Source organism: Mesorhizobium sp. M7A.T.Ca.US.000.02.2.1, from assembly GCF_003996995.1.
Taxonomy (GTDB): Bacteria; Pseudomonadota; Alphaproteobacteria; order Rhizobiales; family Rhizobiaceae; genus Mesorhizobium.
Window position 1 is genome coordinate 1 of sequence record NZ_RZTT01000027.1, and the last position, 22594, is coordinate 22594.

Consider the following 22594-nt stretch of genomic DNA (forward strand, 5'->3'; position numbering starts at 1 on the left):
CTTGATGATGCCGTTGGTCTCGAGGAATACCTCGTCGCACTGGGCGATGATGTCGACAATGGCATTGCCGATGCAAAGCACGTCATAATCCGGCATCAAAATCTCCGCCAAAACCCGAGCCGGCTTCTTGCCACGCCGGCCGGGCGTGGTCTCGCGAGTTGAAATGGGTTGCCGCATGCGCTTGATCCAGCCGCCCTCACGCAGCTGCCGGTCCGGCCTCACGCAGCAAATCGTCAGCTTTGTCCGTCTTCTCCCAAGTGAACTCAGGCTCTTCACGCCCGAAGTGTCCGTATGTCGCCGTCTTGCGGTATATCGGCCGTAAGAGATCAAGCATCTTGATGATGCCTTTCGGTCGGAGATTGAAAACCTCGAGAACAAGGCGCTCGATCCTTTTTTCCTCGATCCTTGCGGTTCCGAAGGTATTGACCATGACAGAAACCGGACTGGCCACGCCGATCGCGTAGGCAAGCTGAACCTCGCAGACCTCCGCAAGGCCGCTGGCAACGATGTTCTTCGCGACATACCGGGCGGCATAGGCCGCCGAGCGGTCAACCTTGGATGGGTCCTTGCCCGAAAAGGCACCGCCGCCGTGACGCCCGGTCCCACCGTAGGAATCGACGATGATCTTCCGTCCTGTGAGGCCGCAGTCGCCGGCAGGCCCACCGACCACGAACCGCCCTGTTGGGTTGACCAGAAATCTGATCCCCGAAGTATCCAGGTGGGCCGGCAGGACCGGTTTTATGATCTCCTCAATGACGCCTTCGCGGACCGTGGCTTGTGAGACCGCTTCGTCATGCTGCGTTGACAGGACTATGGTATCCAGCGCCACCGGGCGGAGCCCTTCGTAGCGTACCGACACTTGAGATTTCACGTCCGGACGCAGCCAGCCAAGCTGTCCCGCTTTCCGGACCTCGGCCTGTCTTTTCGTCAAATGGTGAGCGAGTTGGATCGGCAGGGGCATCAATGTATCCGTCTCGTTGCATGCGAATCCAAACATGATGCCCTGATCCCCTGCCCCTTGCCCGAGATCCTGCCCTCGTCCTTCATCAACGCCCTGGCTTATGTCGGGCGACTGCTCGGTGAGGGCCAGAACGACGGCGCAACGTCGACCATCTAAGCCAATCGCATCATCGTCGTAGCCAATATCGAGTATCGTATCGCGGGCGACTTGGCTGTAATCGATGTGGGCATGGCTGGTGATCTCGCCAGCCACAACGACCATCCCCGTCTTCACCAACACTTCACAGGCGACGCGCGCCTTCGGATCGGTGCGCAGGACCGCATCGAGAATGGCATCGGAGATGTTGTCTGCCATCTTATCGGGGTGTCCCGCGCCGACGGATTCGGAAGAGAACACGAACTGCCTGGTCATAAAAATGCCCTCGCTTCAAGTACTGGAGTTAGTGAGGAGTTTCTGGATTGGGGTGGCTTATCGGTCGGGGATGCCGGGAACATCGAACGCAGTGCAGAAGTCGGCAACGTCTCTTCGTACGCTCGCATGAACTTCCTGGTCATCGGGCTGGCGGCAGACCGAGTCGATGAAAGCGGCGATCTGCACCATCTCCGTTTCGCGCATGCCCATGGACGTCACCGCTGGTGTCCCTAAGCGGATGCCGCTTGTCAGCGCCGGATGCCGCCGGTCGCCCGGGACCATATTGAAATTCGCAATGATGCCTGCACGCGATAAGCGCTCCGCATAGGCTTTGCCTGACAGCGACCGGTCCCGAAGATCAAGGATCAGCATGTGATTGTCAGTGCCCCCGGTGACGAGTTCATAACCTCGCTCCAGAAGTGCCTGGGCCAGAGCCTTGGCGTTGTGGACGATCTGCTGACCGTAGACACGAAAGGACGAGTTCGCTGCTTCCTGCAAAGCGACGGCAAGCGCGGCGATAGTATTCATATGCGGTCCGCCTTGCAGAAGAGGGAACACGGCGCGGTCTATACGTTTGGCCAGATTGTGTTTGCTCTTCGGATGATGGAGGGGCTGATAACGGTCTTCATTCCTTGATAAAATGAAGCCACCCCGGGGACCGCGGATCGACTTGTGAGAGGTGCTGGTGACCACATCGCAATGGGACACGGGGTTCGGATGCACTCCTGCGACAACCAGGCCGCAGATGTGGGCGATGTCAGCCACCAGATACGAGTTCACCTCCGAAGCAATTTCGGCCATTGCCGCGTAGTCAAAAATACGCGGATAAGCAGTTCCGCCGACCCAAATTAGCTTCGGGCGTTCCCGCTTGGCGGTCTCGCGCAAGTGGTCATAGTCAATTTGCTGTGTCTTTTCGTGCAGCCTGTACGGGACGCGCTGATAATCGCTGCCGGAAAAATTGACGGACCAACCGTGAGTCAGATGGCCGCCTTCGGGTAAAGGCAAGCCCATGACTTTGTCACGGGGGCTCAAAAGCGCGCGATAGACAGCCTGGTTGGCTGGCGAGCCTGAATAAGGCTGGACGTTGGCGTGTTCACTGCCAAATAGCGCTTTCAGGCGCTCGATCGCGAGGGTCTCAAGCTCATCGACGATCTCGTTTCCGGCGTAGTAGCGCGCACCGGGGTATCCCTCGGCATACTTGTTGGTGAAAATCGACCCGGTCGCTTCCAACACCGCCGAGGAGGCAAAGTTCTCGGAGGCGATCAGTTTGAGAGTTGTCCGCTCCTGACGCTCCTGTCTTAGAAGCAGTTCGTGAACGCGGGAGTCGACGGCGGCTAAGTGAGGCCGCCCGTAAGTGTCGGGCTGCGCGATGGCGCCGCCGGCGGAGTTATCCATGGTAGTCGCGCTCCATTTGGACTGATCTATTTCACGATCAAGCAGGCGGTCCCTTCAACCGCGCGTCTTGTATTGCTTCCAGGCGTTGTAGGTCTCTTTTATGATGGCCATCATCGTGGGGCAGGAGATCGACCACCAATTGAGCCAGCCCGCCATCCTTGCCTCCTGCTTGCATATGGTACGAAGACTGCGGACGTTGTTCGTTGCAGCAAAGAAAGTTGGCTCTGACCAGCCGCCGAACGTGGCGTCGAACCTGCTCGCGAGGCAGACTGGTAATATCGGCCAGCTCGCCGACGGTTAGATCCGCATGCGCGCAAAGGCCCAGGATTCGAAGGCGATCAAGATGCGCTGCCGTCCTTAGGCGATTTACCAGTGTCAACATTGGTTGGCATCAACCCGGACGGGATGCAGCAAGCCGCTAGCCCTTCTATCCCCATCAATCCGCATGAGACCTCTCTCGTCATTTGCTGTAAATCCGCTGGTATGGATGCTAATGGAAGATAGATCACAGTCCTTTCTACGACTAAGACGCCAGATATTGGGGCTAATGTACCACCTGACAGGAGACTACACTCACGAACATTATGTGAATTTTTTTTAACGTTGCTGAGATCAAGGGGGAGGTTTGGCGAATGTCTCGCCGTCGACTGTCGAATCCTGCCCGACGGGATTATAGGGTGCGTAGCCTGCTTGTCCTTTCCACATGACCAGCGACGATGGGGCGAAGGCGGCAGACATAGCTCTGGAGCATGCTGCGGTATCTTTGGCCTGAAGCCGAGGAAGGCGGACCGTGGCTTCCGCGCCGCTGCCGGGAGCCCGCGAACAGGCCAAGTGGATCAGCCGGGTGTTGCCGTCATAGAGCGTGAGACCCAAAGCTGGCCAGCCGCGCCCTGAGGCTGACGCACCGCTCAGCGTCCACCTTGCTCTCGAAGCCCATCGGCATAGCGCCGATAACGACTTGACCGCGTGCGTGTCGACGAGCGATCGGTGAGCGCAAGGATCGAGGGTGCAGTGCAGGATAATGCTGTTTTAAATCAGCGCTGTTTTCAGCCGACTGCCTTGAGCGTGGGCACAAGGATATAGGCCCAAGGCAGGAGATCATCGTCTGCTGTTCGGGAGGCCGCCCTGGGCGCGCGACAGCCGTTCCTTCGGCTGCGCCGCTCCGCCACCATCCGCGCCGTGCCTTCCGGAGACCATTCCCGCTACCGGCCGGCGCCCGTGAAAACCTCGACCCGGCGCACCGGCTCGAGATGGCTGGGCTCAGCGTAACTCTGAAGTCGTCATATACCGAAGCCTTCACAGACTTCGGACATCCCCCTCACAGTCCGATCCAGATGGCGTCAGGAACACCGCTTGCGTTGATGCGGATGAACCCCTGCTTGTGCCACAATGACCCTTATGTCAGCGCGCGAGCCAAAGCTTCCGCGCAAGGCGACGGCTAGGATAAGGCAATGCCGACGAAGGGCACATTGCTTGCCACACTCTGGAATGATGGCATGCTCGGAAGGCCTAGGCTTTGCTCAGGGCCGCCTGCAAGGCGCGCTTTGAGGTTATTCACATAGCCTTCTGCGTAGTCCTGCGCCGTCGAGACCGAAAGATCAATGCCTGCCGCCAAGGCCTCTTCCATCAGGTGCTTTACGAGCCCATTTCGAATGGCCAGCTTGACCTCGGGGCCTGCGATAAGGCCGATCGCCTGCGCGGCCATATTGAGGCCAGCTTCCTCCAGCGCTCGCTTCATATCGCCTCCGTTAATGGCCGTACGCAGGAGATTGGCTGCTTGCGACTCAGCCTCGAGAACCATCGAGGCAAGATCGGCTACTTGTCCGAGGCCCGGAATGAAGCTGAGCAGTCCCACCGCCGTTGCCGCCAAGTCGAGCACTTTCGTCTCGATTTTGAGCACGGAGTCGACGACGTGCATGACGGCCCCGCCGTTCTTTTTGGCTGACTTAATGTCAGGCTGGTCCATCAGGCCCATCTTCATGTCCGCGACGGCATTCTGCTCTTCTGCGGTTTGGGCGCCGTGGGTGATTGGCTGCTGAACGTTGCGGTTCGCAGACGACATGTTTGTGCAAAAATGGGCAAAGTCTTTTTTGCTGATATTGCCGGAATCAACCGTATGCCCGCCGCCAAAGTCGAAGAATTTATGATGGGTCTTATAGCCCGTGATCGAATTGTTCAGGAGGCCAAACAAAAGAGGATCTGAAAGGAGCTGAGAGGCTGCTTCCCGCACTTTCGGATCAAGGCTCTTGTCGTCTTTCATTTTCGCCAGTTTGTCGCGAGTCAGAACACCGCTTCCAAAGAACGTGTCCTGATGGTCCTTGATCATCTCGACCGTATTCAGCTCAGTTTGCGTGAGGCTCATCGACGATGAGGCGACTTGCAGGAAATCCTCTTTGTGCATCTTCCCTTTCGAGCCACCGCACAACTGGTTCCAAGCATCGGGGTGATCGAGGAAATATTGCGCCGCCGCAATGACCTGGGGCGGAAATTTGCCGTTTTTCGATTCGCCGCCGACCATTTTCTTGAACTCATCCAGACTCAGGTCCTTGGACAGATTTTCGGAGTACCGGTAAAACTCCCGCAAGGCATCGCTCAAGGTCATGACCGAAGGCTGCAAACCTCCGCTGCCGTCGGATGGTATGTAGTTCTGCTCGTAGCTTCGCGCTTGGGCTTCCTGAAATGCAGCAACTTGTGGGTGGTGGTTTGAAAATCCGGCCAAGTCCTTGGCGTTGATCTTGCCTCCACAGCGGCCGTCGCCCTGCGAGCCAATCGCATAAAAAAGTCCCGAATCCTGCTGCAGTCCCTGGATCGCCGCTTTCAGATCCGGTGGCGTAGAGGGATCATTGGCTTTGTCGGTCAACGACTTCCAAGTAAGCGGGCATTGGTCCTTGTGACGGTTGAGTACCGCAACAATCTGCAACTCAGCCGTGGTCAGCGACCCACCGTTCCACGTGATTCCGGGGCTCGCCCTGGGAGCCGGCTCGATCTTCGGAGTGACGCCGAGCAGATGTTGGGCTTCAGTCGCCTTGGAGCGTTGCGATTGGTCCTCCTTGAGAGCCGCCCTCATATTTGGCGGCAGCAGATCCAGTGGGTGTTGCTCCAAGCCATTCAATGTCAAGACATCCGGTGCCATATGGCCCAAAGGGTCCTGCCGCAATTTATCCATTGTCGAATCAAGATTCGACGCTGGCAGATCCCCTTGCGCGAAAGAGCCGGGCTTGTCTGCCAGCACACAAGTGGACAGCATCGCTTCGAAGCACGATGCACTTTGCTGATGCTGGGTCGCAAAATGGGAAACTTTCAGGCCCGGCCAACCCCTTGCGGACTGTAGCGAATTTGAGCGGTAGAAAGTTGAAAGATTACTGGCCGACATTATGCATCCTCAGACGTGACGTTGAAATCCCCACAAGAGACCCCGACAGAAGATCCCTTGCGTTTCACAAAATTCGACAATTCCAAGCGTCGGCAGGTCACGAATGCGCCTGCCCTGCCTTCAATTGCTGTGTTCCGGGCCGGCTCCAAGGTTCGGTCCAACACAATGGCCGGAGTCACCGCGAGAGCTGCCGGGACTCATCATGAGCGGATTAGCTTTCGAGAAACTGACGAGTTTGCGAAGAGTTCACAAAGGGGTAGCCGCAGTCATGTTCTTCAGAGCTGCGGGAAATCCTCAATGTTCATTTCTTGCCCAGCTCAGGCTTCCCGCCAACGCTATCCTGTTGTGGGATGTCAGAAGAATAAGAAGCATCCGGTCGTCCGTCGCGAACGACCGTAGTGGAGGAGCCGCGAAACAAGATCAGCACTGATTCCTTTGGCGTTGCCGCTATGTGAGTCTGCGCCTGCGCCTGCGCCACCAAGCCGTTAAAGGTCTGCTCCACGAGTGCGACGAAGCGCGGTGGACCGGAAACGAAGACGAGGCCATTGCCTGGCACGGGTTTGACCACATAGCGCTCGTCGGAGATATCAAGCTTGTCGAGAGCCCCCTTGAACGCATCGAAGCGAATCGACGTCATCAAAAGCATTCGAGTTTGCGATTCTTGTGCAGCAGACACATAGAGCACAAGGCCGTCATAGTACCATTGTAGACCGTAAAGGTTCGTCAAGCGGTCGAGGAACGCGCGCGGTGGCAAATCAGGCATACGTCCGCGAATTCGCCCCTTCACCGCAGGACTGATGTTGACCCTGATATTCAGGTTGTTGCCGAATTCCTGCAACGCTGCAGCGAGCTCCTGATCCAGAACCGTGTATCTATAGGGTGTCGCCGGAAGGGACAGCGGGACTGCATGCGCCGGGTGAATCCCGGTGGACAGAAAAAACCCGGCACAAAGAAGTCTCAAAACATGCAGGGTGACGGGTTGGATAAGCGTTCTCGGCATGTCGCACTGATAAACCAAACGCTGAAATCATCACAAGTGACTAAATTGCCGAAGAGATTTTAGATTGTCGAAATGACGCCGCCGTTAGTCAGCTTGTTGTCAGCTTGCCCCCCTAGGAGTGTTGCGCCGACACCGGGTGATGAATGGGCGGGGCTCGCCCGGTCAGAGAGAGCAACCGAGTCCTTACATGATGATGCCTGTCACGTCGATCTCTGCCACTCTAACGGCTGGCCTCCCCAGGGTCGGATCACCGTCGATTGTCGAGCAGGCCCAGTTTGAGCGCGCCTTAGGGCATGCAGCCGACTCGCTGAAAAACGATGCCGCCGCGGGGCCAGCGAGTGCGGCGCCAGTTGCTGCGGCGATGGATGTTCAGCGCGCGGCTGCGCCGACGAGCGGCATGGGCGATCGCGTGTTGCAGACGATTTCCTCCCTATATCCACACAACACTGTTTCCTTCCCCGCGCTCGACCATGACATAGCCCTTTCGAAGGGCGCTCTACCGGGACCGGCGCAGAAGCTTCCCGTTCCAGGTGAGGCGGGAACCGGAATCTCGGGCATTCCCCAACAAGGGCAAGACTTCGAAACGATGATGGCTGGTCTTCGGGATGTTTACAACGGCGTCACCCAGGTGGCGCTTATCTCCAAAGGCGTCAGCGGCGTCACATCATCCGTGAATAAACTTTTGAAGGAAGGCTGAACCGCGCGCATGATTGGCTTGGCCGAGGGCGAAATCATGCGTGGCCTGTCAGGGTGGCGGTCGGTTAGACTTGTCATGCTGCCAGTTCTCGTCGCCCTCACTGCTTGCAAAGCCGACCTCTACACGCAATTGCAAGAGCGTGAGGCAAATGAAATGCTCGCACTTCTTGAAGACAACGGGGTCGCCGCGATCCGGGTGGTCGCCAAGGATGGAACCAGCACGATCCAGGTTGACGAAAAGCTGCTCGCCTTCTCAATCAACCTTCTGAACGCCAAGGGGCTGCCGCGCCAATCCTTCAAGAACCTCGGTGAGATATTCCAAGGATCAGGCCTGATTGCCTCGCCGACCGAAGAGCGTGCCCGTTACGTGTATGCCCTGAGCGAAGAGTTGTCGCGGACGATCAGCGATATCGATGGCGTTTTTTCTGTACGTGTTCACGTCGTGCTGCCGCATAACGACCTTGTGCGAGCCGGTGCCACGCCATCCTCGGCCTCGGTGTTTATCAGGCACGACGCAAAAACAAATGTCGCGGCTCTGCTGCCAAAGATAAAGATGCTTGTAGCCGACAGCATCGAAGGCCTGTCCTACGATAAGGTGGAAGTGGTTTTGGTGCCGGTAGAACGGTCCGCACACGAGCAACGGCCCGATCCGACTGCTGTTTTGCCACAAGCATCACTACCTCTTCCTGCGCCACTTCTGGCGACCGTAACAGGTTTTGCCGCAGCCGTATTCGGCGTGGCCTGTTATCTCTTGATCGGCGTTGTTACGCGTCGGCGCAAGCAATCAACCGGCGTTTCCAAGGTCGAGGGGCGCCGGGATGCTTCTGCTGTCGAGGCCATTCGCAAAAGAATGCCTGCAATTGGACGTGGGTGACATCTCATTGCCAATGCCTATACAGACCGCCCGACCTGATGGTCCGCACTTTCCGGGCGCGAGCGAGCTTGCGGCTTCGGCCCATCCAACCCGTCTTGCGGCGCGTCTTGATCCAGCGTTATCGGCCGAAACGTTAGTGAAGTTGCAGAAGTGTTCCAGACTGCATCCAAGGCTGGCAGAATTGCTGGGCAACGATGACGTGGATCTGAACCACATCGGCTGCAGGCCGGACCTTCTACGCGGGCATGATCCATATCGAGCGGCCCTTCTTGCTGGTAGTATCTGGCATGCCCGTTCGCTGGTCGCGTTTGTCTCTCAGCCTGAGCTTGCCATCCTTGTTAAACGCATCGGCGTGGAGGCACACGCATTCGGAATCCGACACCTGCTGCATGCTGTTGACAAAAGACTGATCTCGGACCCAGAAAAACTCGCTCAGCAAATCGAATACGATGGACACGCATGTCTTGGGGCTTGGCTCCAGGACAGTTCAGCTACCGAGCGTAACCGCGTGCTTCTTCGATTGCCCGAGGGGACTGCCGCGGAGACTCCAGCACCTGAGCATTGGACCGACGCCGGCCAATTGCTTTCACTTGTAGTAGCTCATTTTGAGACAGAGACCCCGGTGAAATGACAGTCGAACTTTCCGAGGGGCCAATAGCGCCGCAGATGCGTCCAGTCGGACCACTGATACCCGCGAGCGAGCTCGAAACCTGGCACAGCGCCGCGCAAGCCCTTGCCGCGGCAGAACGGCATCGGCAGCGCGTTCGAAACTGGGCACGCGCGGTTTACCAGCGGGCGTGGGCGCGCGGCCACATGGAGGGCTCGAATGCAGGCACCGAGGAGATGGCAGGGTTGATTGCGGAGACAATCTCCGAAATCGCGCGACGAAAGGCGGCTCTGGAGCAGGAATTGCCGCAGCTCGTGATGGAAATATTGAGCGATCTTATCGGCGCTTTCGATCCGGGCGAGCTATTGGTGAGGGCTGTTCGTCACGCCATAGAGTGTCAATACAGCGGCGCCGACGTTTGCCTTCATGTTTCTCCCATGCAAGTCGACATGCTTGCACGAGAGTTTGCTCGATGCGACGGCCAGGATGGTCGACCAAGGGTGCGGATCGAGCCCGACCCGACATTGTCGCCGCAACGCTGCGTGCTGTGGAGCGAGTACGGCAATGTTGACCTTGGACTTGACGCCCAGATGCGCGCGCTGCGCCTTGGTTTCGGGACGCTCTGTGAGAAAGGCGAGCTATGAGAAAGCCCGTCCCAGAACATAACGCTGACGCCGACACTCGAGCTCTCGTTCCAGCAATCTCGTCTTTGAGGGCTGCGGCCAAGCGAATTGACACGCGTGCGGTGCGCGGTCGGATCACGCGGGCTATCGGCACACTGGTTCATGCCGTCTTGCCAGACACTCGTATTGGGGAACTTTGCCTCCTAGAGGACCCGCGAACCGGGCTGTCGCTCGAGGCCGAGGTGATCGGCCTGTCGGGTGATGGTGTATTGCTGACACCGATCGGGGACTTGGTGGGCCTATCCAGCCGCGCAGAGGTCGTGGCCACTGGCCGAATGCGTGAGGTGCCCGTCGGCGGCGATTTGCTCGGTCGCGTGATCGACAGTCGTTGCCGCCCATTGGACGGCAAAGGCGAAATCAAGACCGTCGAAACTCGGCCCCTGCATGGCAGAGCCCCCAATCCGATGACGAGGCGCATGATTGAGCGGCCATTCCCGCTTGGGGTCCGTGTCCTCGATGGTCTGCTGACGTGCGGCGAGGGCCAGCGGATCGGGATTTATGGCGAGCCAGGTGGTGGCAAGTCGACGCTGTTGTCACAGATCGTAAAGGGTGCCGCCGCTGACGTCGTCATAGTGGCGCTCATAGGCGAACGTGGACGGGAAGTTCGTGAATTCATCGAAAGGAATCTTGGTGAAGAGGGCCTTCTCCGTACAGTCGTCGTGGTTGAAACATCCGACCGCTCGGCGGTAGAGCGTGCGCAATGCGCTCCAATGGCGACTGCGCTCGCGGAATATTTCCGAGATCAAGGCCTACGCGTTGCTCTCATGCTGGATTCGCTGACGCGCTTCTGCCGCGCTATGCGCGAAATAGGCCTTGCTGCGGGTGAGCCGCCGACGCGACGGGGCTTTCCTCCTTCCGTTTTTGGCATGCTGCCAGGCCTGCTCGAGCGCGCCGGCATGGGTGAGCGGGGCTCAATCACGGCCTTCTATACGGTGCTTGTAGAGGGTGATGGCACGGGTGATCCAATCGCCGAGGAATCGCGTGGTATTCTCGATGGCCATGTCATCCTCTCACGCGCTATTGCGGCGCGATCGCATTTCCCCGCTATTGATGTGCTGCAGAGTCGCAGCCGCGTCATGGATGCAGTCGTTTCGGGGACACATCGCAAGGCAGCATCCATTTTCCGCGAGCTCCTGTCGCGCTATGCCGAGACCGAGTTCTTGATCAATGTTGGCGAATACAAGCCAGGTGGAGATCCCCTGACTGACCGGGCTGTCGCGTCAATCGACGAACTGAGGGAGTTTCTGCGCCAGAGCGAAGATGACGCGTCAGATTTCGAGGAGACGGTCGCATGGATGTCGCGTCTGACCGCGTAAACTGGATTCAGTCTTCGAGGTTACGGCTTCTGAAGGAAATGCAAGAGCGTCGTGCCCTTGGCGAGCTGTCCAAGAAGGAAGCCCAGCGCGATGTGGCCGCCTCAGCCGTACAAAATGCCTCTAGGGAGCTTGCAATGATACAGCAACATTGTTCAAGAAAAGAAGCAGCGCTCTATCAGCATCTGATGTCACTCGACAACTTGTCTAGCGCAGCGCTCGACCGTCACCGCCTTCACACTGAACAGCTTGCCGCTGAGATCAATTCCAGACGGCAGATGCTTGATGATACCCAAATCGCTCAAGAGGAGGCTGAGATGGCGGCGTCCAGGACGAGGGAGCTATGGGTCATATGTTCGGCGGCAAGGGACAAATGGCAACAAATCGAGGACGACGTGCGGCGCGCCGTCGAGACTCATTCGGAGGCCGCAGCCGAGATCGAGGCCGACGATGAGATACTGCTGAAATATGCGAGGGGGTCGCTTGCCTAAATGCCGCGCAACCGGATCCGACGGTCGCAAGAGGTCGTCCGAATGACACGACCGTGCAGTCTTTGATAGGCGCTGCGGTCACACCCGCCATGTTCGAACCAGTTCTGAAACTGTCCCACACGGTTGTCTCGTGGCTCAATGATACAGCAGCGCCGCGCACGCCGTTTCAAAGCCGGATCAACGAGGTGCCGCTATCGGTGCGAACGGCAGGGCTTGTCTGGCAGCAGGAACCTGCTGCCATTCCGATGCTTGACTGCGTCTGGAGAGTGGGAGCCGAAACGGTCATCTTGTCACTGTCGCGCCCGCTCGTAGAGGAGTTCATCACGACAGTGCAGAACGGCTTGGCCTTCCCTTCCGAGCCAACTGCTTCGCTAATTCTCGAACTCGCTCTGGAGCCGCTTGTCACTCGACTGGAGGAGACGACGCGTCTGAACGTGCAACTCGTGCGGGTATGCGAAGCCACGATGCTGGCTCCTCATCTTGAACTCGACATCATTTTCGGCGCGGTCAAGGGCAAGGGCCGTCTATTCCTGTTCACGCCACTTGACGGCTTAGTACCGCCTGCGTTTCGCGCGCTAGGCGAACTGCTTGCCCAGTTGCCGCGGCAGCTGGGCGGGCTGCCTCCAGAGCTCCCGCTCATTGTTGCAGGAGAGGTCGGCACGCTTCGCCTTCCTGCGGCGCTTCTTCGAAGCGCATGTGTCGGTGATGCATTGTTGCCCGATATTGCGCCGTTCGGCCGCGGCCAGATCACCCTAGCTGTCGGCCAGTTGTGCGCCGAGGCGGATCTTGACGGCGATGAATTAATCTTGCGGGGGCCTTTCCGCCCGCGACCGTGTCCTTTGGAGAGTGCGCATATGACACAACCCGGATCGCAACTGGAGCTTACTAAGGATCTCGACGATGTCGAGATCGTGCTTGTCTTTGAATGCGGCCGCTGGCCTATTTCTCTTGGGGAATTAAGAAGTGCCGGCGAAGGGCATATTTTTGAACTTGGATGGCCGATCGACGGCCCGGTCGACATAGTGGCCAATGGTCAGCGTATCGGGCGTGGCGACATTGTCCGCATCGGAGAAGAGCTGGGCATCAGGCTGCGTGGCGGGTTTGCATGCAATGAGTGAAGCTCAGCCGACAATCCTGGCGCTTCTTGCGGTTACCGCCGGACTCGGTCTGCTGGTTTTAGCAGTTGCCACGACAACGGCCTTTGTAAAGGTATCAATTGTTCTTTTCCTCGTCCGCAATGCGCTCGGGACCCAGACCATACCACCCAATGTGGTGCTGTACGCCGCGGCGATGATCCTCACTATGTTCGTTAGTGCGCCCGTTGCTGAGCAGACCTATGACCGCATGTCGGATCCCAAGCTCCACTATCAGACATTCGACGACTGGGTAAGCGCCGCTAAAGCCGGAAGTGAGCCCTTGCGCGAGCATCTCAAGAAATTCACAAATGAAGAGCAGCGGCGATTTTTCCTATCTTCGACAGAAAAGGTCTGGCCAGAGGAAATGCACGCTGCAGCCACGCCTGATGACTTTGCAATACTTGTACCATCTTTCTTGCTATCGGAATTGAAGCGTGGATTTGAGATAGGATTTCTACTTTATCTGCCTTTTATTGTTATAGATCTGATAGTGACAACTATCTTGATGGCGATGGGCATGTCGATGGTCTCACCAACTGTTATATCTGTCCCGTTCAAGATCTTCTTGTTTGTTGCCATTGATGGTTGGTCAAAATTGATGCATGGGCTTGTGCTGAGTTATACGTTACCGGGAGGCTGATCATCACTGAATCCAGCATCATTACTCTTATGAGCCAATCACTGGTGGTTTTCATGATCTGGATTCTACCGCCGCTCATTGCATCAGTGGTTGTCGGCCTCGTCATCGGCATCCTCCAGGCGGCGACGCAGATCCAGGATGAAAGCTTGCCGCTCACCGTGAAGCTTCTGGTCGTTGTCGCGGTGATTGGGCTGTTTGCTCCTGTGCTAAGCGCCCCGCTCATAGAGCTAGCCGATCAGATCTTCACCGAGTTTCCCGCAATGACACTTAGCTACTAGTCCGCCCCATGGACGCGCCATCGGCCGATATTCAAATTCTGATCCAGACGGCTCTCGAACTCGTCGTTGCGGCAGGTCTTGGGGCAGCCCGCGCGATGGGCATCATGCTGATCTTTCCCGTATTCACACGCTCGCAGATCAGTGGGCTGATCCGGGGCTGTTTGGCTGTTGGCTTCGCACTACCATGCCTGGCACACGTCAGCGGCGGATTGCCGGCGCTGGATCCTGATACGCGCCTGATCCAGCTAACCCTGCTCGGATTCAAGGAAGTTTTTGTCGGTGTACTCCTTGGCACTTTTCTTGGCATTCCGCTTTGGGGCCTTCAGGCTGCCGGGGAGCTTATCGACAACCAACGCGGCATCAGCAGCCCGACCGCTTCGGCCGATCCCGCGACGAACAGTCAGGCTTCCGCGATGGGCGTTTTTCTGGGGATCACTGCGATTGCCATATTCGTCGGATCAGGAGGCCTGGAAACTTTGATCAGTGTCCTGTACCGCAGCTACTTGATCTGGCCGGTGTATCAGTTTCACCCGACACTGAGCGGGCCAGGAGCAATGGAGTTGTTGGGGCTTCTCGACAGCATAATGCGCACGGCATTATTGGTATCGGGGCCTGTCGTGTTCTTCCTGATACTGATTGATATATCGATGATGCTGCTGCGTCGCTTTGCCCCGCAATTTAAGGCGAGCCAACTGTCTCCGGCAATCAAGAACATTGTCTTTCCAGTTCTCATGGTCACCTACGCTGCCTATCTGGTGGAGAGCATGAAACTGGAGGTCACACGTGCCAACGGCGTGCTGGAGTGGTTCGACAAATTGCTGCCATGAGCGACACAAGTGAAGAGAAGACACACGCCGCCAGCCCGAAGAAGTTAAGTGAAGCGCGCAAAAAAGGACAGCTGCCACGTAGCTCCGATTTCGTCCGCGCGGTCGGGACTTGCGCTGGGCTCGGCTACCTTTGGCTAAGAGGCAGCGTGATCGAGGACAAATGCCGGGAAGCGCTCCTATTAGCCACCAAGTTGCAGAGCCTACCTTTCGATACCGCGGTGCCGCAGGCATTGGTTGTGCTCGTCCAACTCACCGTCGCGGCTGTTGGCCCGCTGCTTGGAACCCTCGTCGCCGCGGTGATTTTGGCCAGCCTGCTAGCCAATGGTGGATTTGTCTTCTCTCTGGAGCCGATGAAGCTCAGCTTTAAGAAAATTGACCCCTTTGAAGGGCTGAAGCGCTTGGGGTCTGCTCGTTCCATGGTCGAAGTCTGCAAGACCATGTTCAAGGTATTGGTTCTCAGCGCAACCTTTTCCATTGTCCTTCTCGGGATGTGGAAGACAATGGTCCCTCTGCCGATCTGCGGCATGGGCTGTGTTGGCCTCATCTTTATGGAGACAAAATTGCTGATGGGAATTGGCGCCGGCGCACTGCTGGTCGGCGGACTGATCGATCTCCTGCTCCAGCGCGCGTTGTATCTGCGCGAAATGCGCATGACCAATACCGAAGTGACGCGCGAGTCGAAGGATCAGCAAGGAGCGCCAGAGTTGAAAGGTGAACAGCGTCGCATCCGCGAGGAGGCGGCCGACGAGCCTGCGCTTGGCGTGCATCGCGCCACGCTGGTCTTAACAGGAAGGGCGGTCCTGATCGGTCTGCGTTACGTTCGCGGTGAAACCGGGGTGCCGTTCTTAGTTTGCCGTGCCGAAGGTGAGCGCGTTTCACATGTGTTGAGCGAGGCGCGGGCACTACGCCTGACGATCGTCCATGACCATGTCTTAGCGCGTCAGCTGATAGGCACTACAAAACTCGGCCACGCGGTTCCTATGCAATATTTCCAGCCTGTCGCGAAAGCATTCTTTGCCGCAGGCTTGGCCTAGTCATTGGAAGTCCACGACTGCCAGTTCAAAACTGACCTGGCTCCATGCTAGTGGCAAATGTCGGCTGGCCATCCGTGCCCCAGTGTCTCTGTCAGGCCAACCGCGCAACCGCGGGCCTGGGGCAATCACTCCCCTCGGATCTGCCACCCAGCAACTACGGCAAGTCCTCCGGGCATGACCTTGCAGCCTCTGCTGGCCGGTGCGTGGCGCAGTCCGAGGTTTTGAGGCCGGCAGTACGGATTTGATTGGTGCAGCCGTTGGAATGCCCTCGTCAGCTAGTCGTCAACTAAGCGCCCTATGTTGAACAGCCGTGCTAACTTGAGCTCGGTTGCGAAACATAGGAGTACGAATCGTCATGTATGGTCGAATTGGTGGCTCATCCGATAGTTACCGCGCGCATAATGCCGGCGAGCAATCGGATGCAGGAAGCGAAGGGTTCGCGGACACATTTGCCCGAATGCACTTATCCGGATCGGAAGGTAGCGGCGCCTCATCATCGGCGGCTCCCCAAGCATACTCCCTCAATTCCCGACCTCCTGTGGTGGAGATCAACAGGACTTCCTTCAGGAGACAGGTGAGGCAATTTCATGGTGATGAAATCACGCACATCGCCGACAATCCTCAAGAGTATTCAGAGTTCGTATCGTCACGAGCCAGGCGCACCGCGGACGTTGCTCAGCAATATGGCATCCGTCGAGATACGGAGCACGCGCGATATTTCAGTTACCAATTGGGAGACCGGAGTGCCGGACTGCTGAGAATGGAAGGCGGATTCAGCATGAACGAGTTCGAATCGGAAAGTTGGCGGGAACAATTTCCTGGTCGAACTGAGGTCACTTCCATAGTGGATCTTCAAGTCGCCCATCCGCTCGTCGAAAATGCGGGCGATATTCTGCTGGAGCATCAACTTCGGATAGACGGCGACCGACCGTTGCTGAATTGGCGTGCGGCTAATCCGGAAGCACAAGCGCGCGCGCAGACGATGGGGTTTGTTGAAGTGGATCATGGCGACCTGGTGCTTGACCCTACGCAGCATCCCGACAAATGGACGAAGAACAGTGCCGGTGAGTGGCAGCGTGCAGGCAAACCTCCACTCTATCTCCACAAAACCGAGGACAGCGACAGCAGCGATAGCGGGTCCGACGACGATTTCATGTGATTTGTCGACCCGCCGCCGAGCCTTGCAACTGGTGACGGTTGCAAGGCTGTTGGCAGTGAATGCTAATTGTCCGGCGACAGCCCCGCCTTAGCGCCAGCGCCGCCGAGCAATCCAGCCCATCTCCCAGACAATAAACTGCGGATGCGCATCGTGGGTGCTTGCGAGCGGATTGTATTCGGGCCGGAACTCCGCCTCTTGGATACGAGCTCTCCCGAATCCAATTTTCTCCACCACACCGTTGGGTCGTTGCGATGCGCCGATCCCGATCGGATCGGCTATGCCTGCTCCGCGCTCGCAGGAAGACCTTCCGCCTCGATCTTGGCGGCGCGATCTCGGCGATAAGTTGGATGGGAGGCAAGATACGCCGCCACGTCAACAGCAGGTAACGCGACATCGCAAATCGGCCCTGACGGTAGCCGATCGACTCCAATCGCCGGACCGCAACTCGCGCAGCGGCATTCGCGGTTTGGCCAGGAGAAATGCTCGCTGACTCACAGCGTGGCCGGCCGCATTCTGCCCTAGACCCCAAAGTACGTGCCCTGTCATGCAGCCTGCGCCGACGGGAGCTCGGCACGCGAATTGCGTGGTTGGCGGCCAAGCCCCGAGGTCAACAAAGACTTACAGAAAGCGGGGGTGAGTTTGCCGCGATGAATTATGACCTTCTCGCGACCGGACCTAGCATCGGCTTCCTCTCGCTCTCGATTGTAGCCGCGCTGTTCGTTGGATTTAACGTGGCAAGCGGTGAATTCGGAATCAGCCAGCCCTTCTAAGTTTCTGGCCAAGACGGGGCGACTCGTGTGGATGTGCACCCACATCGGGCTCGGCATCGCACCATTGACCAGCATCTTGGGCTGCAGCTTCATCTCAAACAGCTTTCCTGGCTCGCCACGCAGCGCGACCGGTGCCTCCGGCGGCATCAATTCGTCGGCATTGCACAAATGTTCCAGGTATTTTTGCGCCGGAAATGCGTAGGTCTTCATGCAATCAGTCGTAATGCCGGCTTTTCCTTCATTCAATGCGTTGGCCTGTCCCAGCACCATGTTCAGCAACCCTTTGAGCTGGTCTGTGCGTTCGTGCACTTTGGGTAACTGGGTGGAGGTGAGTAGCAGGCGTACATTACGCCCCTGCAACCCGGCGAGACAGGTTTGCATCTCAATGGCCTGGGCTCGCAGGTACTGGGCCACATCGTCCACGACCTTACCGGCCTCCTCAGGCTTCATCTGGCGCACTTGGGAGACGACGCTTTGCTGACCGGCCAGATCGAACTGCAAAAGTTCGTCCAATCGTTTGAGCCGCTCCGTCAATACCTCCATTGACAACGCGGCGCCCCCGATTGTCGAGCCTGCCCCCGACGAACTCGCAGCCACCTCTTGCGCTCTCACCTGTGTACTCGCAACTTGATCCGAGCGCGCGAGAACCTTGGCTGCTGGCACTGTGCCGGCGTTCGAAGCGACTGGTGTTGATGGCTGCCCGGCGGCAGAAGTCCCGGCGCGAGCTGCCGACTTATGCTTTGACTTCCCTTTCCTTCGCGCTGTAGTGCCTTCTGACACTGCAGCCGTACCAGCAGTGTCAGCCGGTATCGCAGCGCCTGCCCTGGCCGGCATCGCAGCGCCCGCCTGGGCCTGTGGCGCCATGATGGCTGACGGCGGAGACTGCAGGTTCAACAAGTGCATGGCATCGTGCGCAGTGATCCATGCATCGTCCACGATCCGTTCGAACAGTTTCAATGGGAGGCCGGCATCTGGGTAGGTATGGCTTAGCTTGGTATGCACCTCGTGCAACGCCAATCCAAAATCCGAAAGCCGCTCCATGATTTTTTCTACAACCGCGCAATCATGAGCGTTGAGTGTTTTGCCATCCATTATGCCCTTCGCCAAAGAGAGGGCGCGAAGAGCTTCTTGAGCGGCGCTTGCCATCAGCTGCACCACTCCATTTCGACCGACGAGGAGTTCCTTCAAATCTGGCTCGAACCTGCTCGCCCGCAGTTCAATCTTGGCCCGCGCAAGACCGATCCGCTCACGGACCAGCCAGATCCTGACACTCAGTACCGAGCCGGCACGCAGCCGCAGTGCGCACCGCTCGGCTTCCCGCATCACGGGCGTTCCACTGGATAGGCTAGCGGTGGCAGCGCAGGCGGATCGCTGTCGTTCGGAGCGCCATGCCTTTTTTTCCCACCACTTAATTGCCGCCGTATGGTGGTTCTCCACATTTAAAATCAACAGCTCCTGCCGGTCCGCCTGGGAGTAGGAGTAGAGTCTATCGACCATACCTGCCGCTATCTTGGTCTTTTCGTCCAATTTCGTGATCGTCGACAGGCCAAGTTGGTCTACTTCATTCGCGGCGTCGCACACGATCTGGCAACATCTACGCACCTTGTCGTCTGGCATAATTGTCTGCGCCTCAGCCGCAGGCAGGCTAGCGCGGTACTCCAGAATTGCTGAGGCTGCACCGACGACCCGACTGATCAGCTCCACCGCCTCCTCGGGAACGTCGGTTTTCCTGGCCGCAGCCTCGCAATCAGTCAGTTGTTGAACAAGACTGTTCATTCTGAGCTGTGTCGGACTGATATCTTCATTTGACGATGAGCTGGTGCCTTCCACCTGCGCGGTTGATAGTTGGCTACCGACCGGCGCCATGGCTTCGCCCTCAGACATGGAGGGAGAACCGCGCCGCCTTGCGGCTGCGCCACGTGGCGCTACGGTTCCGCGTGGTGGCGCAGCGGCTCCACGTGGCGGTGTGTTCAGGATTTGATCTTCGCCAATCGAGGCGCCTGGCAGACTTTCGCGGGCATCGCCTGGACCGCGCGCAACTGGAAGGGAGGAGGGCCTCCTATCGGCGTCCCCAGAGCGCATCTGCTCCACAACGGAATCGAATGACTGTCCACCTTCTCCCGCAGCAAGACTTGATTGCGAAAGGGAACTGCTCGCCCGCCCCGCGCGGCTGGCTCCAGTTTCAGCCTGCGATTTCCGTGGTCGGCCAATGCCCTTCATATTGCGTCTCCGTAGTAGGCGAGAATGTGCTGCTATTGTGCTGGCGGCTGACGAGACCAGCGGCATCTTTCGGTTAACGTCACGGTCAGCCAGACCCGCGACGGCGTAATGTTCCCGCCAAAGTGCTTCTCAGTAGCAGGCCAAGATTGGCCCGAGCTCACAGGACTTTCGCAACGTTGCCATCGATGTCCTGAGATTATCAGCGCTTCAGTCCGCCGATTTCCAGGAACAGCGAATGAAATCAGACCAACTCGGCCAGCTCCCCTTCCTAGACACGTGCCTGACGATTTTATTGATGCGTCACTCCTCTCGTTCGCCACCGACAAAGTCACACATTTGCTTCAGAGAAGCGTGTGCGTTGCGTATCGCGCGGGAAACCATTTCGATCTATAGTTACAAAAAGTGTCGAGACGGGACCTTTGGATCCGAAGGTCAGGCACGGCCGGCCTAGATAGACCGCTTGGCTGACGATTAGCTGACGATGGGAGTTCTCACGAACAGGGCAAGAAAATCCGACCGCTTCAAGCTTTCGATATGGTGAGAAGAGGATCCGCACCGGCCTCCCAAAGCCGGCAGACCATCCCATGTTCGTACGGTCGCCGACCTTCTCGAGGCCAATGAGCTCACCGCGCCGGGCCGTGATGTGCAGGCGAGAGAATGGTGATGCAAAGACCGAGTTCCTGCTCGTTGCGTGCGCCCGTGGAGCCAGCAAGAATACGGTCATTGCGGTCATGCAGCACGTGGACCGTGTCTCCTGTTCGACACCACAGCATCGAGATGCAAACCAGCTGCTGCGGCTGCCATTCGGTCGCGGCATGCGTGGACGGCGGGATTGGCCGAACAGCCGAGATCGTGGTCGACTGTTCGATGCGAGAGCAACATCCTGCAGAGCATACGGTTTTTGCGCTGGCCGGTTTTTGTCAAAAGCCGTCAGGTTCTCGAAAGCTCCCGCCCTTAGCTTGATCGAGGTTAACCTTTAACACGTCGCCGCCAATGGCAAATGCCGGAGTACCTGATGATAGCAGCAATTGGGAGTGGAGTTGGCAACCTCGGGACTTCCTTGATCCGAAAGGGCCATGGGGATTCGAAATCCGAGCATTCTGGTGATGGCAAGCCGGCTGATGGCAATGATGGCAAGCCAGCTGGTGGGAATGATGGCAAGGCAGCTGGCGGGAACGATCGGGCGGATAACCGGACCGTTTCAAATGATCAACTTCAAGACAACTCACAGTCTGCAGCACAAAGTGAAGCCTTCCAAAGTATCCTGCGATCGTTCGCGTTCCAATTCGCGAACGATGCGATGGCTGAGGCCGATGAAGCTTTGGATGACACAGAAGATGCCTGACGCGGGAAAATCCGGCGTGAGGTCATACAGGCCGTTATTGACGGCACAACTCCAACAGAAAAAGGAATGATCATGGCTGCAGTTGATAATAATAAAAAATCAGGCAATACCAATACCAGTAGCGCCGGCAATACCGATAAAACTAACAGTGGCACTCCCGGCAATACAAGCGGAGCTGATGCTACTGCTTTTCAGGCGCAAGTGCAGGAACTAACCAATGTTAGCTTGGAGGCGACGAAAAGGAGTGTCCAGTTGCGCACTCTAACGACCAATCTCCAGACCATCAAGAAGGCCGCCGACGAACGCGTTTCGTAATGTCGGAGGCGGGTTTTAGGCTGCCCCTTAGCGCGTCTCCTTATTGACGCGACGTAGTCCCGAAATGAGCCGCATGGCAATTGCCATGCGGCTTCTATCCTGTTTGAGAGATGCTCTGTGGATGACGCCGTTTCCCTCCGTTTCGAAGTGCGTTCGGGGCACTATTGCGGTCTGACCGGCAAGACGGATCTTCAAAAGTGTTTAATCGGCAGCGGCTTCGATGCCGATTTGGTCTTTGTCGAGCAGGGACTGGCACCGCATCACCTTCGTGTAACTCTTCTTGGCAAGTCGATCGAACTGGAGGCGCTTGCACCCGGAATCAGTATCGAGGGCAACCGGAATATGGCCGCAGGCCAGTCCGTTGTTGTGCCCCTTCCTGTCGTCCTGCTCGTAGGCGAGATGTCCATTGCTTTGTCCGTGCAGGATGCAGAGCCGCCTGGTTCGACCGGCATACCGCGCCTACCGATCGGTGTGCTCGCCATGGTCATAATCAGCTCACTCGGGATCGGCGCGCTTTCAGGCACGATCTCCTATCTTGGCAATGCAAGTGGATCGAGCCCCAATTCACTTCGGGCTGAAGTCGCGTCCAGAACGATCAGTCACCGCGCTGACAATGAACTTACGGAGGCAGCGGCCCAAGAGCTGCAGGAGGAAGTCGATCGAGCGGGTCTTCTCGACGTCAAGATTGGGTCGGCAAAGGGTGTTGTGACCGCCGAAGGCACCGTCACGTCTGAATCGGTCATCAGCTGGCAGAAGCTTCAGCAATCGTTCGATCGTCGCACCAAGGGTACTCTAACACTGGTGAACGGAGTGCTCATCAAAGAGGAGAAGGCGCCATCCGCAATCGCGGTCGAAGCTGTGTGGCATGGGGTCCAACCATATATTGTCATCGACAGCGAGAAGTATTTTGTCGGCGCCATTTTGGCTGATGGATGGGTGGTCGAACGTATTGAGGACAGCCGTGTGCTGCTGAGCAGGAATGGCCGCATTGCTGCTCTCCAATATTGAAAGCTCGCAGGCCCCATCAAGCAGCACTCTATGGCCAGCCAAACATCCTGCCGCGCTC

At 57.6% G+C, this 22594-nt stretch carries 21 protein-coding genes; 15 read left to right on the top strand and 6 right to left on the bottom strand.

Annotated elements, in window-relative coordinates; all coding sequences use genetic code 11:
• Positions 1–196 precede the first annotated feature (196 nt).
• The 5 genes from metK to EOD15_RS04555 form a co-directional block, all read right to left on the bottom strand.
• Positions 197–1372: a methionine adenosyltransferase gene (metK, locus tag EOD15_RS04535; protein WP_127317697.1), complete on the bottom strand. Its 1176-nt coding sequence runs from the start codon at positions 1370–1372 to the stop codon at positions 197–199.
• A 57-nt stretch (positions 1373–1429) separates the two neighbouring features.
• Positions 1430–2767 (bottom strand): serine hydroxymethyltransferase, encoded by a 1338-nt coding sequence (gene glyA, locus EOD15_RS04540; RefSeq protein ID WP_063169266.1) that lies wholly within the window; start codon positions 2765–2767, stop codon positions 1430–1432.
• 37 nt (positions 2768–2804) lie between these two features.
• The gene (locus EOD15_RS37330) at positions 2805–3149 is read right to left on the bottom strand and encodes a helix-turn-helix domain-containing protein (RefSeq protein ID WP_084831489.1); all 345 of its coding nucleotides are present in this window, start codon (positions 3147–3149) and stop codon (positions 2805–2807) included.
• 1056 nt (positions 3150–4205) lie between these two features.
• Positions 4206–6140 carry an HrpF/NolX family T3SS translocon protein gene (locus EOD15_RS04550; protein WP_127317695.1) on the bottom strand — a complete coding sequence of 645 codons (1935 nt, stop codon included), beginning with the start codon at positions 6138–6140 and terminating at the stop codon, positions 4206–4208.
• A gap of 301 nt (positions 6141–6441) precedes the next feature.
• Entirely contained in the window at positions 6442–7140 is a 699-nt protein-coding gene (locus tag EOD15_RS04555; protein ID WP_024505367.1) for a secretin N-terminal domain-containing protein, read from the bottom strand.
• Between the two features lie 187 nt (positions 7141–7327).
• Here EOD15_RS04555 and EOD15_RS04560 point away from each other — a divergent pair, with 187 nt between their 5' ends.
• The 12 genes from EOD15_RS04560 (at position 7328) to EOD15_RS04615 (ending at position 16878) form a co-directional block, all read left to right on the top strand.
• Complete coding sequence (locus EOD15_RS04560) at positions 7328–7837, top strand: nodulation protein NolB (RefSeq protein ID WP_024505368.1); 510 nt, start codon at positions 7328–7330, stop codon at positions 7835–7837.
• 9 nt (positions 7838–7846) lie between these two features.
• Positions 7847–8710 carry a type III secretion inner membrane ring lipoprotein SctJ gene (sctJ, locus tag EOD15_RS04565; RefSeq protein ID WP_127248569.1) on the top strand — a complete coding sequence of 288 codons (864 nt, stop codon included), beginning with the start codon at positions 7847–7849 and terminating at the stop codon, positions 8708–8710.
• Positions 8655–9341, top strand: a complete 687-nt coding sequence (locus tag EOD15_RS04570) for a nodulation protein NolU (RefSeq protein WP_250888651.1) — start codon at positions 8655–8657, stop codon at positions 9339–9341. The genes sctJ and EOD15_RS04570 overlap by 56 nt, the downstream gene beginning before the upstream one ends.
• The gene (sctL, locus tag EOD15_RS04575; RefSeq protein WP_024505371.1) at positions 9338–9961 is read left to right on the top strand and encodes a type III secretion system stator protein SctL; all 624 of its coding nucleotides are present in this window, start codon (positions 9338–9340) and stop codon (positions 9959–9961) included. The genes EOD15_RS04570 and sctL overlap by 4 nt, the downstream gene beginning before the upstream one ends.
• On the top strand, positions 9958–11316 hold the full coding sequence (gene sctN, locus EOD15_RS04580; RefSeq protein ID WP_024505372.1) for a type III secretion system ATPase SctN: 1359 nt from the start codon (positions 9958–9960) through the stop codon (positions 11314–11316). The genes sctL and sctN overlap by 4 nt, the downstream gene beginning before the upstream one ends.
• Positions 11292–11804, top strand: a complete 513-nt coding sequence (locus EOD15_RS04585; protein WP_032899688.1) for a hypothetical protein — start codon at positions 11292–11294, stop codon at positions 11802–11804. The genes sctN and EOD15_RS04585 overlap by 25 nt, the downstream gene beginning before the upstream one ends.
• Positions 11805–11893: 89 nt before the next feature.
• Positions 11894–12922, top strand: a complete 1029-nt coding sequence (gene sctQ / locus EOD15_RS04590) for a type III secretion system cytoplasmic ring protein SctQ (protein ID WP_095769044.1) — start codon at positions 11894–11896, stop codon at positions 12920–12922.
• Entirely contained in the window at positions 12915–13580 is a 666-nt protein-coding gene (sctR, locus tag EOD15_RS04595) for a type III secretion system export apparatus subunit SctR (RefSeq protein WP_029354851.1), read from the top strand. The genes sctQ and sctR overlap by 8 nt, the downstream gene beginning before the upstream one ends.
• A 2-nt stretch (positions 13581–13582) precedes the next feature.
• On the top strand, positions 13583–13858 hold the full coding sequence (locus EOD15_RS04600) for an EscS/YscS/HrcS family type III secretion system export apparatus protein (protein ID WP_024505375.1): 276 nt from the start codon (positions 13583–13585) through the stop codon (positions 13856–13858).
• A gap of 8 nt (positions 13859–13866) precedes the next feature.
• A complete protein-coding gene (gene sctT / locus EOD15_RS04605) occupies positions 13867–14685 on the top strand; it encodes a type III secretion system export apparatus subunit SctT (protein ID WP_024505376.1) in 819 nt (272 codons plus the stop codon).
• Positions 14682–15719 carry an EscU/YscU/HrcU family type III secretion system export apparatus switch protein gene (locus EOD15_RS04610; protein ID WP_024505377.1) on the top strand — a complete coding sequence of 346 codons (1038 nt, stop codon included), beginning with the start codon at positions 14682–14684 and terminating at the stop codon, positions 15717–15719. Before sctT ends, EOD15_RS04610 begins: the two co-directional genes overlap by 4 nt.
• Positions 15720–16074: 355 nt before the next feature.
• The gene (locus tag EOD15_RS04615; RefSeq protein WP_024505378.1) at positions 16075–16878 is read left to right on the top strand and encodes a hypothetical protein; all 804 of its coding nucleotides are present in this window, start codon (positions 16075–16077) and stop codon (positions 16876–16878) included.
• Between the two features lie 542 nt (positions 16879–17420).
• On the opposite strand, the gene EOD15_RS04620 is transcribed toward EOD15_RS04615, so the two are convergent.
• Positions 17421–19532 (bottom strand): hypothetical protein, encoded by a 2112-nt coding sequence (locus tag EOD15_RS04620; RefSeq protein ID WP_245463577.1) that lies wholly within the window; start codon positions 19530–19532, stop codon positions 17421–17423.
• A gap of 1351 nt (positions 19533–20883) precedes the next feature.
• Between EOD15_RS04620 and EOD15_RS04625 the strand changes: the two genes are divergently transcribed.
• The 3 genes from EOD15_RS04625 (at position 20884) to EOD15_RS04635 (ending at position 22536) form a co-directional block, all read left to right on the top strand.
• Positions 20884–21213 carry a hypothetical protein gene (locus EOD15_RS04625; RefSeq protein ID WP_081714433.1) on the top strand — a complete coding sequence of 110 codons (330 nt, stop codon included), beginning with the start codon at positions 20884–20886 and terminating at the stop codon, positions 21211–21213.
• Between the two features lie 72 nt (positions 21214–21285).
• On the top strand, positions 21286–21528 hold the full coding sequence (locus tag EOD15_RS36565) for a nodulation protein NopA (RefSeq protein ID WP_224570034.1): 243 nt from the start codon (positions 21286–21288) through the stop codon (positions 21526–21528).
• A gap of 117 nt (positions 21529–21645) precedes the next feature.
• Positions 21646–22536 carry a hypothetical protein gene (locus EOD15_RS04635; protein ID WP_127310091.1) on the top strand — a complete coding sequence of 297 codons (891 nt, stop codon included), beginning with the start codon at positions 21646–21648 and terminating at the stop codon, positions 22534–22536.
• The last annotated feature ends 58 nt before the right edge of the window (positions 22537–22594 follow it).